This is a genomic window from Leptospira ainazelensis (assembly GCF_016918785.1).
Lineage (GTDB): Bacteria > Spirochaetota > Leptospiria > Leptospirales > Leptospiraceae > Leptospira > Leptospira ainazelensis.
Map to the genome: position 1 here is coordinate 1 of NZ_JAFFPT010000032.1, position 17,197 is coordinate 17,197.

A 17,197-nucleotide genomic window follows, 5' to 3' on the forward strand; every position below is an offset into this window, starting at 1 on the left:
CGTCCTTCATCGCGTCCTGATGCCCGGGCATCCCCCGTACGCCCTTTCTTACTTGACCATATTACGAAATTAACAACCTCGCAGTTGTTCACTTTCCAAGTCAGTCTCAAGGGCTATCTTCTCTTTCAAGAAGAAGCATTGTTTTTAACCATGTAGAATGATGTGTAGCTGTAAAAATTTTTGAAATTACCGATTCGTTCGAGATATGATCGATCCTGAATCTCTTCTGTCGGATCGATTAACTCAATCAAAATTGTCTTTACTAATCTTTACATTTTGTGTTCCCAAGAGCACCTCTACTCTTGAAAACCTCTCTATCGCAGTATATATGTTGTAAAAGATCTATTGCGTTTCCCGTGCCCGATTCCTCTATCTGGTCCGCGATTACTCGCAAACGAAAAAAAGAAGCAGGACAGTTGAGCGCTTGGTTCGAAGAAGTTCACCATGCGGTGATTTCTTCGTAAAAACCAATGTAAGAAAACGAAGCGCTACGGCAAGCAATTATTGTAAAAATTATTCCGAATTCGGAAGAAAAACTTCCCGCAGAATGCCTTTTTTTTCATAAAAACGACTCGGCTGATTTCGGTTTACGGCCCTTAACCGAGGCAACCCGACGCCGCAAACAGGCTTTTTTAATAGACCGATAAGTCTATTAAAAATAGAATTCAAAATTTAGAATATTCTATATTTAGAATTTACTTTTATCAAACTCGTCGACGAAGGAAGAAAAGGATTCGGATTAAAATCATAGGATCCGTTTAAAACCCCGCTTTGATACGTGTTTGTCCTAAAACTGAAAGAAATCGCAAAGATTTACGACCGTTGGAGCAAGCAGAGATGATCCAGAACGGATTCTAATCTAAAAAAGAAAGGAACAAAGAAGAACATAGAACCAGGGAGGGCTTCCCTGATTCTTTTCCTAAATCTAAATTCTATTGTTGAGTGGCTTGAACCGTCGGCAATTCTTCCGGATAAATCGCATGGAAGTAAGTTTGATTGAGAACGTTCCGAAACGATTGAGTCATGGATCCAACATAGAATGGATTGGCTTCCACAACGGTTCGTGGAATTTCCCAAGGTACCGGACCGGTCATCTTTGCAAAAAGAAAAGTCCCGGCCGGTTTTGCGGGGATTCCCGCCGAAGTAGTTTCGCAGACCTCGTAAGACCAAACCGTGATAAACTGCCCGTCAAATCCCTGTACGCCTACGTCGGTTCTAAAATAGGGAACAGCTTGTTCAAAGAGAGATTGTGGAGTAATATTTCCTTTATCCATTCTTCCCAGATGATACTTTGCTACGAAATTACACACGTTAGTGCCGTTTGTCTCCGAACAGGTGATACCGATTCGACTGGGAGTAGTTCCGCGTTCCCCGTTTAAGTCGTATTGAAAGGACCAAAACGCGTCTAAAACCGGTTTATCGTCTAACGCGAGTTTGACTCCGGTCGTTGTTACCTGATATTTTTGATACAAATCTCCCGGAGAATTCGATACAAAACGGATCGTTCTTAAATCCGGACGATCGACGACGCCGTCGATCGGAACTCCCGATTTCTTAATCACAAGCGTTCCCTCCGAAATATCCTCTTTAAAAACGGCCGAAACCCGAATCCGATCCAATGGAGTCACCTTTTCCAAAGTGAAGGTTCCGCCGGATTGACACTGATTTGAGGAATAGTGGATTCCCGATTCCGTATAAGCGGATTTGAATTTCCCCTTGTCTTCGGGAGAAACCGATTGCATTTCCGCCGGAAAAAAAGAAACGTTAGCGGCTATCGTATTTCCGAATAACAACGCTAAGCCGGACATATCGGCTTCGGCGGCCTCGTTCGGTTTTTCGGCACACCCGGTCGCCGCTAAAAAGACCGTCGTGGACAGACAAAGAAAATATTTAATCTTAAAATTCATAAAACTCACTCTTCCGATTCTATTTTTTGCGAAATCCAGTCAATCGCGTTTAACGTAACTTGTATCACTTTCGATTTCGGACACAGACGCACAACCGGTGCAATTACTTTTAATAACCGTTCATGAGCAACTTTTTTCAGGGGATTAAAATCCCTCGTCTTTCTTTCAGCCCGTTCATTCCCTGATACATGCGTTTGATTCCGAAAAACCGTTCACTCAATCGTAAACTTTCATTTTTTTTCGAATTTAGAATTTCGTCCTCCTTTACGAACCGAAACCGGATTTTTATCATCGAAATCAAAACGTTCTTCAATGAAAACAAATCCACTTTGAATAAGATCAAACGGAGCGGATTCAAATTTTAGAATATTCTTATTTTTAATTTTACCAAATCTACGGAGCCGGTTCTATTCCTAACGCAGAAAAAGATTACCAAAGAATCGCGCTTTCATACATCCTTTCCCGCAGGTCGGGATCAAAAAATACGGTAAGGTGATTCGTAAAAAGTTTGCATTCGTTTTCGTTGAGAATCTCGGTGACTCCGATATAAATACGTTCCCCGCTGGAAAGAAACAATTCGATATCCTGGGGATAATCGGAACGATTGTAGTGATGCCAAAGCACGCGGTGACTGTCGCTTATATATCTCCAGTGTAATCGGACATCGACGATCTCACAGGGATTCTTCCACAAAGAAGTTACGTCGTGAAATTCTTCCTCACGATCGTCCGGAAAAATTCGATTCACTTTTTTGACGGAAATTCCGAAACCCCAGCGTAAGGAGAATTCATCCTCAAAGCTGAACCTAAAAATTTCGTTTTCGCCGGTGATACAATAGATCGCCTTCGAAACTCCATGAGCTTTTTCGAATGTTCGAAAACGACCGTAGTATTGAACGACTTGGATCTTCGAGCCTACGAGCAGTTTACATCGTTGTTCGAGATCCAACTCCCGTTTCATTCTTCTTCGTTTTTGGTTTGTAAAATTCTGTGAAGGTCGTAGAGAGTTTCGGAATAGACGATCGGATTTACGGATTCGAACGAAAGCAGTCTGTGATCCTCTTCTCCTCTCGGTTCGTCGTAAACATAACTTCCCGTGGTGATGGATCCTCGATTTACAAAGAAGAATTCTTTGAACGTCATCGGTTCTCCGAAATCGTAACTCTGCACGTTCAAACCTTCGATTTTTAGAAACACTTCCACGTTTTCATTCGGAAACAATTTACGATAAGAGGAAACTCCGCCCGCGTCTACGACGGATCCCCTTCTCCATCCGTATTTTTCCGCCCTGTATTTAAACGTATTTCCGGACATGGACTTGTCTTCAAATTGGAAGGAGATTTTCTTTTTTCGATCCTCTTCCGGAACCAAATACGTCTCCCTCTCAAACTGAAACAAGGGAGGATTTATCTTAAGATCCTTCCATTTCGAGGTCCACAGTTCTCTTTCTTTTTCGTTTGCGGAAAGAGGATGTAAAAGAAGAATTTTGTATTTTTCTTCCATCGCCGACGGTTTATCTTCGACGTTCAAAATCGAACCGTTTTCGGAAACGTAAAAACATTCCTTCTCCTGATTTTTAGAAATTTTTACCCAGATAAAATTTCTGGCGAACGCGTTTGCGATCGGATTTTTAAGAAACAATTCTTTCCAATCCTCTGCAGGCCATCTCCTCTGAACGACAAGATAATATTCCATGTTGATGCCGAACTGTTTGATGGAATCCTTGAGCAAAGCGGAGTCTTCTTTGTTTTTTTTCTTTTCGGTTTCGCTCATTTTCGGCGGAGTTTTTATCTCCTTACCGGAATCGTTCCAATAAGTAAATTTCAAGTCCTTTGAAATTCTCTGAGTATATTCAACTTTATTGATTTTTACCTTTTTACACAGATTTTCAAAACCCCAATCCGGCAACATCCGATCCTGCAATTCATACGGAGTTAAGGACATTTTGGATGCGATCGAGGCAAACCCCTGTTCTGCGGCTTCCCGAACGTTCGGATATTTTGTTCGAAACGTCTGTGAGATCCGATCCAGAGCGCGGGCCGCTCCCATCGTATCCATCAAACCCAGACAAGCACAGGCGTTGAGATTGGTGTCTTTTTTTGCGATCGTTTCCAGATCGGAAATTACATTCTCATTTCCGAATATTCCAAGAATGGAAATCGCAAACCGATTCGGAGCCTTAAAACCTCCGTTTTTTTGAATCGTCTGAAAAAGAGTTTTGGAAAAGGACTCGCAGGAATTTTTATCGATTTGTTCGACAACGTCCCGTAGCTCAAGATCGAGAACAATTTCGGAACGTGTTTTTTGTCTGTAAAAAATATATCTTACCTCTTCCGGGCTCAATGCCTTCTTATCTTTCCAGAGAATTTTCGGAAGTTTCGTTTCGTCCAACCACTTCGCCAAAGGTTTTTCGAGTTTTCCAAGCTTCTTCGCGATTCCGATTCGATTCTTCGCTTCCGCGATCGAAATGGAATCCGGCTTTTCGTAAAACAATTCCACCGCCAGATTACGGACTTCGTCGTTCTTCTCGTTTTCAAGCAAAGGTTTGAGAGCCAGAATCGAATCTTTAGTTCGTTTTAAATTGAGAATCAAGGCTCCCGTTTCTCTCAGATGCGTTTGTTTCTCGTTCAGAAGCTCCGATGCTTTCGGAATTACCGTTTTTTCGGGAAGTTTACTCAAGGCCAAACACGCGGTTTCGCTTACCTTTTTGAATTCACTCTTGGCGATTTCCCAGGTTTTATCGTAGTATTTTGAATAATCCAGCCCGGAAAGAATGTTGAAAATCTGCCGAAAATGACCCGCGATCTCGTCGTCCTTGATCGTCATATCGAGCGCTTCTCCGGCGATATCGATCGCCTCTTGACCGAGAAATTTTACGGCAACTCCGACAACGTTTAAATCGAGGACTTTTGTTTTTTCGACATATTCAAAAACCATGTCCTTTACTTCTTTTCCGAAGGTTTTTAACAACCACTCGATAAAGTCGGGAGTATCGTCTCGATAATAACCTTTTCCGGTAGACCAATCAAAACTGTATCCTCGATCCAGATTCTTATTTTTTTTATCGGATATATAACTCAAAACTTCTTTAGCGAAGTCGATCGTCTGAGTTTTATATTTTTCTCCGAAAAATTGATAACGGATTCGAGCGAGCTCCGCCCTACAGGAAACACAATCAATATTTTGAATATGATTTATAAGAATCGGTTCCATCGATTTCGGAGAAGTTTTGCATAGAATTTCGATCGTCTCGTAAGGAACGTGTTTTTTACCGTCGGTCCCTTCGTATTCTTTGATCCGCGTGATCTTTGGAATCTGATTCTCTATTTTTGCCGATTCTTCTTTGACAAAAAGTTCCACAAACTGGGAGGGAAGTCCGGCTTCTACAAAGTCGTTTATCAAAGAATCGAAATGAATCAGAAGATACTTTCCGAAAGAGGTGATCTTACCGTCGGAAGTCAGGGCCATTTCCCCGATCTCGTATTTTCTTTCAACGAGCGTTTTTGTTTCGTCCACTCCGTATTCTTTTAGAGTATCCAAAACGTCCGAAAAAAGTTTATCGTCTTCCGGATGATCGAGAACTTCCTTTTTCAACCATCGGTAAAAGGATTCGAAAAAACCTTCTTTGTTCTTTTTAAAAGACCAGGCTCCTTGGGTAACGTAGGAAAGAATTCGAAAATCCACGATCGTCCATTCCCTAAACGAAGCCAGAACACTCGGAAGATCCCGAAAGTAATATTGATCCTCGTTGATCGCTTTCGGGACTTCGTTTGTTTCTCCGGAAAAAAAGTTTTGGAGCGCCGTCAGTTTCTTTTTTGTATCTTCCTTATACGCCTTATCCCGAACCGCACGATAGAATTTTTCAAGCTTGTCTTTGTGTAATTCCAGACTCGCCTTAAACTCCTGCGGATCCGCGTTCGGAACTTTTTCCTGTTTAGAAATCGGAGCCGGATTTAGAAAATTTTGAATCGCTTCGATTCCTTGATCGAGGATTTCTTCCGGAACATTTTCAATCTCGTTTCCTTCTATATCGAAGCGGGTAAGATTTTTTAAATGAGAGAATTCTAATGGAATCCTTTTTAAAGGAGAATAGATCATTTCAAGAGTTTCCAGATTCTCCAGTTCGAAAATACATTTGGGAATTTCAGTGAACCGGTTGAAATTCAAATCCAAATCCGTTAAATTTTTGAGTTTGCCTAACGTTATAGGAAGATCGGAAAGAAAATTTGCGTTTAAAGACAGTTCGGTAAGACGTTCCAGATCTCCGATGGAATCGGGAATAACAATCGAAGTAAGACCTTTTTTCTTTCCGCCGGAATGATCGTTTTCCCGATTGTAACTTACCCAAAGAGTTTCCAGAGATCTTAAGGAACCGATACTCTCGGGCAATTCCTTAAGATCCTGATTGTGCTGAACGTTCAAACGCTGCAGATTGGAAAGTTTTCCGATCGATTCCGGAAGAGATTGGATTGCGGTCCGTTCGACACTCAACCAAGTGAGAGTTTTTAATTCTCCGATGGATTCCGGTATGGATTTTAGAGACGGGCTTTCTTTGATCTCGAGATGATTGAGATTCTTAAGATTTCCAATATTCTCCGATACGGAAGCCACATTCTGCAACTCCAAATGTTTCAACCAATCCAACGTGCAGACTTCTTCAAAGAGTTCGGAAGAACCCTGAACGTTGATACTCAAACGTTCGCTCTTTTGTTTTTTTGCGTCGGCTATCAACTTTAGATCAAAGACGTTTACGTTCTTGATTGCGATCGGAACTTCTTCAAAACCTTCCTTGAGTTTTGAGACGATCAACCGGTCCGCTTCTTTTTGACAGAGTTCTTCTGTTGCGAACTTTTCAGTAGTGGATTTTGGTTCTCCGTATCTTTGGCCTTGACGTATGGAGAAATTTTTTAAGTCAGTTTCGATCGACCAGAATTTTTCAGATTTTCCTTTTCGATAAATGAAATTGCGTATCATGAAAATAAGATTCCCGAATTAATAATTTGTTTATCCCCGTCCCAAAAGTGAAATTGAAACGAATCACAAGATTACAACAAATCGAATTGTATTTTTTGCGGGCAGAATCCGGAGAATTCAGGAGTATGAAATCAACAACGAAAACTATCGATTTTTAAAACGATATTCAAATTTTAGAAACTATTTTGCGCGGTTTTCCGGATTCCTCTATAGGATGTCGCAAAACAAAGTCGGATTCTACCAAATTACCAATCATTCCGATTTTTAAGAAACCTCATACCTTGAATCCACTCCTTCGGCAATACTTTATAAGTAATCCTCTGCCATATTATAAAGTCAGAAGAATGAATCCGAAAAACGGATAGATTTCCTGGAGCCTTCTGAATTTTGTTCCCTAAGTCTTTGAACCCTCTGTTTGAAATTCGAATTCAAAGAGCATTCAGAAATTCTGAATTACGAGTAAAGCCAATGAAACGTTTTGTATCGATCGCATTTTGTATCTTCCTCTGTTTCTTATTTTCCGTTTGTAAACCGAAAGCCGAAGAGCTTCCGAAGGTAGACAAATCGGTTCTTAAAATCGTTTATCCGTTTCCCAAAAACAACGAACCGACTCCCGCTCGGATCGAGTTGGGAAAAATTCTATTCTTCGATCCCATCGTATCCGGCTCCAATTGGATCAGTTGTGCTACCTGCCATAACCCCGGCCTCGGTTGGACGGACGGTCTTAAAACAGCCGTGGGTCATAACATGAAAATACTGGGAAAGAACACGCCAACGATCGTTAACTCCGCATTCGGAAACAAGATGTTTTGGGACGGTAGAGCCGACTCTTTGGAACAACAAGCCCTTGGCCCCGTTTCTTCTCCCGATGAAATGAATCAGGATCCGGACGAACTCGTACTCGAGCTCCAAAAAATCAAAGGTTATCGGGAACGTTTTGACCGCGCTTATCCGAACGAAGGAATCAGCAAAGAAACGATCTCAAAGGCGATCGCAAGTTTTGAAAGAAGTATTCTTTCGTTTCAATCTCCTTTTGACGCATGGATCCAAGGAGACAACAATGCGATTTCGGAATCGGCGCAAAGAGGGCACGCCCTTTTTCAAGGAAAGGCAAACTGCAACGCCTGCCATTTCGGAAATAATTTTACGGACGACGGATTTCACAATATCGGAATCAAATCCAAGGAAAAAGATCCGGGTCGTTTCAAATTGGTTCCCGTCAAATCGATGAAAGGCGCTTTCAAAACTCCGACGTTACGCGACGCCGCGCTCACCGGTCCTTATATGCACGACGGAAGTTATACGACCTTGGAGGAAGTGATCGATCACTATGATCGAGGAGGAGACGATCGTTCCAATCTGGATCCGAATATGAAACCCCTTCATCTCACAAAACGGGAAAAGGAAGATTTAGCCGCGTTTCTGCGTTCCCTCACCGGAAAAAAGGAACCGATCCTGATTCCGGATCTTCCGAGATAAATCCAAGACATGCGAAAAGAATTTAAGAAATTTAGAATATTTTATTTTTCTTATCAATGAAAACGAATTCTTATAATATAAAATCAATCCAGGAGCGTCCCAATGTTTCGTCGAATTTTAGTATCCTTCCTATTTGCGGTTTGTTTGGCGGGAAGTTTATCCGCCGTAGAACACGAAGTCGGCCAAAAAGAAAAGAAGTTCACGGTAGAAAACCTCAAGGTCAAAGTCGGAGACGTCGTGAGTTTTCCAAACTACGATTCCTTCTTTCACAACATCTATTCCTTGTCATCGGAAAAGATTTTCGATTTAGGGTCTTATTCTCAAGGTCAAACCAAAAAGGTCAAGTTTGACAAAGCGGGAAAAATTCTCGTGGAATGTGCGATTCATCCGGGCATGAAGATGACCATCGACGTGCAGCCATGAGAAAAATCGAAATTCTTATTTGGATTCTTTTTTTATCCTTGAGCTCGAATCTTTCGGCTCTGGACGCAAACGATAAATCCGCGATCCGAGGAAGTATCGTTTTCAGAACCTATTGCGTCCTTTGTCACGGCGAAAACGCGGACGGCAAAGGCCGTCTGGCGGAAGGAAAAATCCCTCCTCCGGCAAATCTCACCAAAACGTTGTTAAACGACGCGCAAAAGGAAGAGATCATTCGAAAGGGAGGAATGGGAGTCAATCGTTCTCCGTTTATGCCTCCCTGGAAGGACGAACTTTCAAACGAGCAGATCAAAGACGTAATTTCATACATCAACTTCATTTCAAAAACGAAATAAAGGTTTTAGGAATTTTCAAAACAAAGTGAACTCTCTCAGCAATCTCAGCAATCTCAGCATCAAATCCAGACTCAGACTCAGTTTCGGAACGATTATCGTCGTTTTTATAATTTCGTCGATCGTGATCGCGACGAGCACACTCGCTTATAGAAAAACGATTCGTTCGATGATGGACAACTCACAGCCTAAGTTCCAGCTCCTCAATCTGACCTTGGAAAAGATCATTCTAATCGAGTTAAAAATCTCATCCAAGGTTTCCACAGTCGACTCCCTTCTTTCGGAGGAGGAATACAACAAAACCCAGAAGTTATTCGAGGAATTAAAAAACAATCTCGATCAATTTAAAAACTATCCTCTCAACAAATCGGAAACGGAGAATCTAAACGTTCTAAAAACACAACTCGATCGATTCTTTCAATTCAACGAAACCATCCATAGTCTCTGGAAACAAAATCAAAGACAGGAAGCGCAGATTCTTTACGTAAGGGGAATTCATCCTTTGAGCGAATCGATGCAGGACACGATCAAAAAATGGGTGGAATCCGAAAATGAATCGTCTCGACAAAACGGCGACGACGCGGATTCCCAGCTTAGATTCTCCCTGTATTTAATCGCGATTCTCACGCTCTTTTCTTCGGTCGCCGGGATATTTTTTTCAAGATCCATCGTCAGGTCGATCACTACCCCCTTAAAAAAAGCGATCGACCTGGCTTCTGCGATCGAAAACGGAAATCTAAATACGAAAATTCAAAACGAAAGTCCGGACGAAATGGGGGAATTATTAAAATTCCTAAAACGAATGGAAACCTCTCTTCGGGAAATCATCATAGAAGCGAGAATCTCCATCTCAAGCTCGGAAAAAACAAGCCGGGAATTTTCAAAGGTTTCCAAGGAATTTATCGCGACATCGGAAACTCAGGCTAACAATTCTCAAAACGTTGCCGACCTGATCGATCGCCTCAGCCACCTTGTAGAAAAAAACACGTCCGTAATTTTACATTCCGCAGAGCATCTTAGGAATTTAGAAAAAGAAATTCAGAAAAACTTAATATCCTTACAAGCCGTCACGGAATCCCTGAATTCGTTTACGATAAAAGCGAAAGAATCGTCCGAAACCGCGATCAAGGGAAGGGAAAAAGTCGACGTAGTTCAGAAATCCCTCGAGGAGGCGAAAAATAGCGTAAGAAGAATTAAGGAAACTCTCGAGAAGATCGGAGAAATTTCTAATCGGACCAACATGCTTGCGTTAAACGCTTCGATCGAAGCCGCAAGAGCCGGCGAACACGGAAAAGGTTTTTCGGTGGTCGCGGAAGAAGTCTCGCAACTCGCGGATCTTACGATGAGAAGTACGAAGGAGATCAAGGACTTAATCGAATCGACACGAATCAACGTGGAACTGGGAGACGGGGAGATGAACCAATTCTCCGATTTTTTCAAAACGATTCAGTCGGACACATCGTTTATGGCGCAGTTCAGCTTTCAACTTTTGGAAGACATGCGTAACCAAGAAGCGAGTCTAAATTCCTGCTCCACAAGGATGCACACGATCGCTGGAAACATTACGGATTTGGAAAATTCCTCTTTGGAGAACAAATCTGCATATAACTCGATCCAGAATTCGATCCAGGATCTTTCTAAGGGCGCACAATTGATTTCTTCAGGCTCTCAAGAAATCGCGTCCGGTGCCAAACTTCTGGACACTCAATCCATGAGGGTGAAATCCCTGATGGAAAAATTTATAGTCTAAGTTTTTTACTCCGGTTCCCGGTCTTTTCCCAACATTTCTGCGAGAATCAAACCCGCAAAGACGACGGAACAGCCCGCGATCCGGATCGGACCGGAAATTTCGCCTAACAAAAAATAGGCGATGATGGTTGAAAATACCGGTTCCAAGGAGAAGATAATTCCCACTCGTGTCGGCGAAACGAATCTTTGGAATTTGGTTTGTAAGAATGTGGTCAACACCGAGGCCAAAAGAGCGTTGTAAAGAACTCCGGGAATCAGACGTGTGTTAAAATCCAATCTTAACTCTTCCAATCCCGTCAAGTGCAGAACGATCACGGAAACGAATGCAAAAAGACCGGCCGTAAAAGACTGATAAAAAACCGAAACTCCGATCGGAGTCCCCGAACTCACACGATCCATCTGAATGATATAGAGTGAAAAAAAAAGTGCGCCGCCTAACGTGATCCAGTCGCCGGTCGCAATCTGCAACGAACCTTCCTTTCCTGACTCGCCTAAAAATATAAGACAGATTCCGGCGAAAACTACCAAAGCTCCTAAAAGATTTCCTTTGGAAGGAATTTTTCTTTTGAGGACCGATTCCAAAAAAGGAGTAATGACGACTAACGTTCCGATTAAAAAAGACGATTTAGTCGCAGTTGTGGTTTTAAGTCCGACGGTTTCACAGGCGAATCCTAAAAACAAAAACATTCCCAGAAAAAAGGCGCCCGGATACCAGAATTTCCCTTTTCTAAATTCTTTCCAGGCAAAGGGTAAAAAAATCAGACTTGCGATTCCAAAACGTAAACCCAAAAAGACCGAAGGAGAAGTGTCCCTGAGTCCAAATATAGTCATCGTAAAGGTTCCGCCCCAAATTAGGGTACAAAAAACCAGAGCGGCTTCGTTTACAAATTTACCGGAGCGCAACATCAGATTCTATTTTTCTTAAGTAGAATTTTGAACGGTTCCCAACTTCGATTCGGGCGGATTTGAAACTCATAGGGTTCGTATCCTTCTTTTGATACTTTTACTTTGGATTCTTTCCGGTCCGGAAACAACTGAAAGAAAAATCCGTTTTTAGGATTGGAGAATCTGGTTTCTTCCTGATAGTATTTCATTCTTCCGATTTCAATTCTCGCTTCGAGAGGAATCCCTTGTTCGTCGGTGATTTTTAGAAATATCTTTCTGCCCTCTATAACTTCGTTTAACAAAATGTTCCAGGAATCTTTCAGGCTTAGATTCACCTTCTCCACTTCTTTATAAACCGGATTGAGATGGGTCGTTTCTAAAAGATACGCCAAGGTTCCGTAAACGAAGTATAAATAGTCCTGATCCACTCCGTCGATGGGATAAATATTTTTTCTCGCTTCGAATTCCTTTTCGGGGTTCAAACTAACGACCGAGGAGGCGATCTTTCTTCCAAGCTCGGAGGCCATATCGGGTTCAGGGTTGTTCAAAGAATCGATCGAATACGGAATCAAAAGACAATTTGCATATGCATGATAACTAATGGATGCGACAAATCTCTCCTTATATGCGAGATCCATCATAGCCTTGGTTTCCGGTTCGGAACCGGCGGACGGGCCCCGATAAAAATAATTCGCGGGATTGGACGACGAATAACCGCCTCCGGTTTTACCCCAGAAAAAAGGATAATTACGATTGATATCCACTCCCGGATTGACCTTGTCGTTTACGGGACCGACTCCGGGATATCCGTTTTTTCTTCCCATCAGATTGGAAACGTGCCAAAAATGTCTGGCTCCGTCCGGATTGACTATGGGAACGACCCAGACTTTCATCTTCTTTAGAATTTCCTCATATTCTTTCGGTTTGGAAAGAATGGAATAAACGATATCGTAACAGTGTTCGATCGATATCGCTTCGTTGGCGTGATGGGCGCAGTTAAAAAGTACGGAAATCTTATCCTTGTCCGGGAAGTTCGAATCGGTAAGAAGTAAGGCCGGAATCTCCCTTCCCCGAGCGCTTTTTCCGATCACTTCCACACGCGCGAGTTTGGAATGATGATTGGCAATCCCGAGCAAATAATGAATATTTAATATATTATCTTTATAACCTTTTTTGAGATCTTCGAGCCCGTTAAAGGTTTCGTTGATCAATTCCTGATAATTCCCGGAATAATATTTGAAAGGATAATTCTGTTTGATCACCGCGATCCCCGGAGACGGAAACCCGCTTTTTTCAACGTCTTCTTTGCTCATCACGGAATAATATGCGTCCGATTCCTGATAACTGATCCGATATTTTCTTTTGGTTCTTTCTTTGAATTCTCCCAAACGTCCCGGTTCGATTTTTACAAGAAGCATCTTTCTTGTATCGTTTAAAGGAGAATTCGGAATCCTCTTTCGAAAAAAACCCGCGCAGGAAACTAATAGAACCAAACCCAGACTGAGGGTAAATAAGGCCCGGATGACAGGAGCAAATTGCGGTTTCATTCGTTTCTAAGACTGGAACTACTTTGCTTCTATCCCTTCCAGAATCCAGATATTTTTTTCCTCGATACAAAAGCGCCCATCGATAAATCGAAGGGAATTTTCTCTTGATTTGTCCGTTTCCTTTTCCAGTCTATCCTCAACCTAAAAGATTCTTTGTGAGAGAATCCTTTGGGACAGGAACCCTTCAATGAAATCGAAAATTCGGAACATTCTTCTTTGGGTCGTTATCGTTTCGGCCGTTTGTATGGAATGCGACTGCAAACTTCTCGCGGACTCTTCCGCCTGCGGTGGTTTAGAAATTCCCGGAATGAAATGTATTCCCTCCGGAGAATTTTTACGCGGGAGCAACACACACGACGCGGATGAAAAACCCGAAGAGAAAGTTTATGTGAGCGACTTCTATATGGATATCTATGAAGTCACAAACGAAGAATTCGACAAATGCAAAAACGCAGGCAAGTGCCAGGAATGTCTTAAGACGGGAAAGTGCAACTATATCGGACCACGTTATGGTAAACCGTATTTAGGACCTAAACAACCCGCCGCAGGAATCAGCTGGTACACGGCGAAGGAATTCTGCGAATGGGCCGGCAAACGTCTTCCCACCGAAGCCGAATGGGAAAAAGCAGCAAGAGGCCCCAACGGAAATTTATATCCATGGGGAAACGAACCGGCAACCTGCGAAAGGGCGATCATCGAAGTGGGAGATATCAAGGGATGTGTAGCAAAAAAAACGGAAAAACCGCATTTGATGCCGACCGCAAACGTGGGAACAAGAGCTCCCGGAGTCTACGGGCTTTACGATATGGCCGGAAACTCTTGGGAATGGACTCAGGATTGGTATTCGTCTTCGTTTAAATCCTGCGGAGACGCTTGCAGGGGAAAGGATCCCAAAGGCCCTTGTGCTGGAAAAGAATCCTGTCCCGGTTTTACAAAAAAGGTTTTGAAAAGCGGATCCTGGTGGTGGCCCGCCGGTTACGCGAGAGGTTCCAAAAGAAGAGCTCATATCCCAGAAAATTTTCCGGAATACCATCACTTTGGATTCCGTTGTGCAAAGGACGCAAACAAATAATATGTTCAACAATTCTAAATTAGGAATTTATTTTATTCTTACATTTCTCTCCTTCGGATTTTCGTTTTGTTCCGGTTCGGAAAAGGTAAAAGAAAACCGTTCCCTCAACGAAGAAAACCTCGCTTCCAAAATCGGAACCCTCAGGGAAACTCCGCAAGAAGTCCTCGTGCCGACAAAATGGGACGTAGGCGACACGACGGTTTCCAACGAAGATAGATTGGACCTTCTCATTCCCCACGTTCAAAACGTAGGCAACGCTTATGTCGGAGTCGGTTCGGAACAAAATCTTACGATCGCGGCTTGGGCGAAATCGGATTTTATTTATCTGATGGACTTCACCCAAATCGTGGTTCATGCAAACGAGATCACGGTTCTTTTCCTAAAAAAGGGCGAGAAAAAAGAGGATTTTATCCGCTATTGGGGAAAGGAGGGCGAGAAGGATGCGCTCGAGTTGATTTCTACATCTCTTCCCAATCCGGAAGTATATAAGAAGGTTTACAAACAAGCTTCTCCTTTTATTCGGAAACGACATAGAACGAACCTGATGCTTTCCAAAAAATACGACTATAAGATGTTTCAGACGGACGATGAACAATATTCTTATATTCGAAAGTTGGCGGTCGAAGATAGAATTTTTCCGGTAAAGGGAAATCTACTCGGTAATACGACTCTTCTTGGAATCGGAAATACGTTGAAAAAAGCCGGGCATAAAGTCGGAATCATCTACTTCAGCAATGCGGAAGAATACTTTGCCTATCCGCAGGAATTTAAGAATTCGCTTATCAATCTTCCTGTAGATGATAAATCGATGGTTGTGAGAACCATTTCCGTCCGAAGAGATTTGTTCCCTTGGTCTCCCGGTTCGGAAATTTCAACGGACAGAGGTTTCCACTATTGCGTTCAGAAAATTTCCAACTTTCAAAAATGGCTTTCGAGCAACAAGCCGGGACTTCGCTCCCTGCAAGTGATGGTGGAAGGCGGAACCGTCGACAAAAAGAACGGAATCACAGTCGTAGACAAGGAACCGATAGTGGCGGCTCCTCCCGTCACTTCGACAAATCAAAAAACACAACCCGCATCCAATACTGCCGCTCCTCAATAAAACCGAATGATCGGGAAGTTCAAAAAGGAAATCGTACTCGTTACGATTTCCTTTTTTGTTTTTCTGACTTCGCTTAACAATCAGACTCAAATCTCGGCTCTTGTCTTTAACGCCGATATCCTTTATCCGGCGGTTCTCTATCAGGATATTATCACGGACGGGAACACTTTTTTCGGTTGGAGCCTCACTCCTTCTCCGTATTTTTTTCCCGATGCTGCGCTTTTTTTTCTGATCAAACTTTTTGTGACGGACGGGGTCTTGAGCCTTTACCTCGTTTTCTTTTTACAGTCTCTGGGGCTTCTGACCGCACTTTTATTCTTTTTGCGCTCCGGAACCGACTCTGAGGAAAACAAAATTATAGTCTCAAAAATTACACTTTTTGTATATTCTATTTTTTTGATTTCCTTTTCGTTTTATTCCTATTTTTTTCCGGTTTTCGGTTTTGCGGCCCACGGAGGAGCCCTCGTTTTTAGTTTGTTCTCTTCGGGTCTTTGGCTTTCCAAAGAAAAATGGAAACACAAAGTTTTATTTTGGCTTTTATTCGGGGTGATGCAGATTTTGTTGATCGTATCCGATCCTTTGTATCTCTTTTATTTTTCTCTTCCATGTCTGTTTTTTTTGGGATCGGAATGGAAAAGGACAAAAGACCCCGATGGTCGAAATTCTTTTTTACTATTGATTTTTAACTTTGGGATCGGAGCTTATTGTTACCGAAGTCTTACAAAATCGGATCTGATTTTTATTCCTACAGGTTATTACAAGGGAGAATTTTCATGGAACTTTTTTTCTCCTCTGTGGATCACGTTACAAAACCAAATCGTAAACACACCGTATTCTTTCGGAATTCTTCTTGCTCTTTATCTTTCGATTTGGATCCTTTTCCGATTCTCAAAGAAAAATAAAAACTCCGAAAACTCGTTCCAAAAACATTCTCTTTTTCTCATAGGAAGTATTTTTATTTCTTCTTTCGGAATTTTGATTTCCGGAAGCGTCAGCGGAATTTTTCAAAAGGAAGGGGTCGCCATACGTTATCTGCTACCTCTTCTTTTTTTCTGGATTCCCCTTGTTATCGTCGCGCTTTTCCGTTTGTCTCTTCCCTATCCAAAACGGATCTCTCGGATACTGGGTTTTCTTTTTTTGACGATCGGCGTTTGTTCATTGTATTGGGGAGATTTACGACCGAGGCTTTATCAAGATTCTTTAACGTCTTGTCTGGATAAAAACCGGAAGATCCATTCTCTTTCGAGGGGACTCTCCAACTTTTGGGATTCAAGAAGAATCAGAATTTTTTCCCGAACGGATCTGCGCGCCGATAACTATTTGGAGGACCTGCATCCCGAATACTGGCAGAATTCCTGGAACTGGTATACAAAAATTCCAAAGGAAGAATATAACTTTGCCGTCCTTCCGGGTTTGAATGAAAAGACATTAAAGGAAGAATTCGGCGAACCGGACCGACGCATCTATTGCGAAAAATATGAAATTCTAATATGGAATCCGGTTTCGAAAAAAAAATTCATTCGATTTCGAAAAAAGAAAACCGAAGAGATCGAACTCTGGCATAAACTAACCGGAAGAAAACCTTTGCCGTGAAGACGATTCTTAAACCGTTTTTTTTTAACCGAGTATTATTTTCTAAACTAGAAAAAAATAGAAAGGCTAAGGTCGAAAACTTCGCCTTAGCCTTTCCGCAGTGACAGGATTCCTAGA

The 17,197-nt window shown here is 42.2% G+C and carries 12 protein-coding genes; 7 read left to right on the plus strand and 5 right to left on the minus strand.

The features are described 5' to 3' along the window. Positions 1-932: 932 nt before the first annotated feature. From JWG44_RS08585 to JWG44_RS08595, 3 genes are all read right to left on the minus strand, one after another. Complete coding sequence (locus JWG44_RS08585) at positions 933-1,907, minus strand: hypothetical protein (RefSeq protein ID WP_205274546.1); 975 nt, start codon at positions 1,905-1,907, stop codon at positions 933-935. A 429-nt stretch (positions 1,908-2,336) separates the two neighbouring features. Next, positions 2,337-2,867: a hypothetical protein gene (locus tag JWG44_RS08590; protein ID WP_205274547.1), complete on the minus strand. Its 531-nt coding sequence runs from the start codon at positions 2,865-2,867 to the stop codon at positions 2,337-2,339. Beyond that, positions 2,864-6,880 (minus strand): leucine-rich repeat domain-containing protein, encoded by a 4,017-nt coding sequence (locus JWG44_RS08595; protein ID WP_232371562.1) that lies wholly within the window; start codon positions 6,878-6,880, stop codon positions 2,864-2,866. Before JWG44_RS08595 ends, JWG44_RS08590 begins: the two co-directional genes overlap by 4 nt. Before the next feature lie 468 nt (positions 6,881-7,348). Here JWG44_RS08595 and JWG44_RS08605 point away from each other — a divergent pair, with 468 nt between their 5' ends. The 4 genes from JWG44_RS08605 (at position 7,349) to JWG44_RS08620 (ending at position 10,882) form a co-directional block, all read left to right on the plus strand. After that, positions 7,349-8,359: a cytochrome-c peroxidase gene (locus JWG44_RS08605; protein WP_205274548.1), complete on the plus strand. Its 1,011-nt coding sequence runs from the start codon at positions 7,349-7,351 to the stop codon at positions 8,357-8,359. Between the two features lie 102 nt (positions 8,360-8,461). After that, on the plus strand, positions 8,462-8,782 hold the full coding sequence (locus JWG44_RS08610) for a methylamine utilization protein (RefSeq protein WP_205274549.1): 321 nt from the start codon (positions 8,462-8,464) through the stop codon (positions 8,780-8,782). Beyond that, positions 8,779-9,135 carry a c-type cytochrome gene (locus JWG44_RS08615; RefSeq protein ID WP_205274550.1) on the plus strand — a complete coding sequence of 119 codons (357 nt, stop codon included), beginning with the start codon at positions 8,779-8,781 and terminating at the stop codon, positions 9,133-9,135. Before JWG44_RS08610 ends, JWG44_RS08615 begins: the two co-directional genes overlap by 4 nt. A gap of 58 nt (positions 9,136-9,193) precedes the next feature. Beyond that, a complete protein-coding gene (locus JWG44_RS08620; protein ID WP_332460783.1) occupies positions 9,194-10,882 on the plus strand; it encodes a methyl-accepting chemotaxis protein in 1,689 nt (562 codons plus the stop codon). 5 nt (positions 10,883-10,887) lie between these two features. Here JWG44_RS08620 and JWG44_RS08625 read toward each other — a convergent pair whose 3' ends face one another. Then, positions 10,888-11,787 (minus strand): DMT family transporter, encoded by a 900-nt coding sequence (locus JWG44_RS08625; protein WP_205274552.1) that lies wholly within the window; start codon positions 11,785-11,787, stop codon positions 10,888-10,890. After that, positions 11,787-13,313: a M14 family zinc carboxypeptidase gene (locus tag JWG44_RS08630; protein WP_205274553.1), complete on the minus strand. Its 1,527-nt coding sequence runs from the start codon at positions 13,311-13,313 to the stop codon at positions 11,787-11,789. Before JWG44_RS08630 ends, JWG44_RS08625 begins: the two co-directional genes overlap by 1 nt. 187 nt (positions 13,314-13,500) lie before the next feature. On the opposite strand from JWG44_RS08630, the gene JWG44_RS08635 reads away from it, so the two are divergent. The 3 genes from JWG44_RS08635 to JWG44_RS08645 are packed head-to-tail and all read left to right on the plus strand — an operon-like array spanning position 13,501 to position 17,080. Continuing rightward, positions 13,501-14,385, plus strand: coding sequence for a formylglycine-generating enzyme family protein (locus tag JWG44_RS08635; protein WP_205274554.1), 885 nt, complete (start codon positions 13,501-13,503; stop codon positions 14,383-14,385). 1 nt (position 14,386) lies between these two features. Beyond that, a complete protein-coding gene (locus JWG44_RS08640) occupies positions 14,387-15,487 on the plus strand; it encodes an LIC_10091 family lipoprotein (protein WP_205274555.1) in 1,101 nt (366 codons plus the stop codon). 6 nt (positions 15,488-15,493) lie between these two features. Further along, a complete protein-coding gene (locus tag JWG44_RS08645; RefSeq protein WP_205274556.1) occupies positions 15,494-17,080 on the plus strand; it encodes a hypothetical protein in 1,587 nt (528 codons plus the stop codon). Positions 17,081-17,197: the final 117 nt, after the last annotated feature.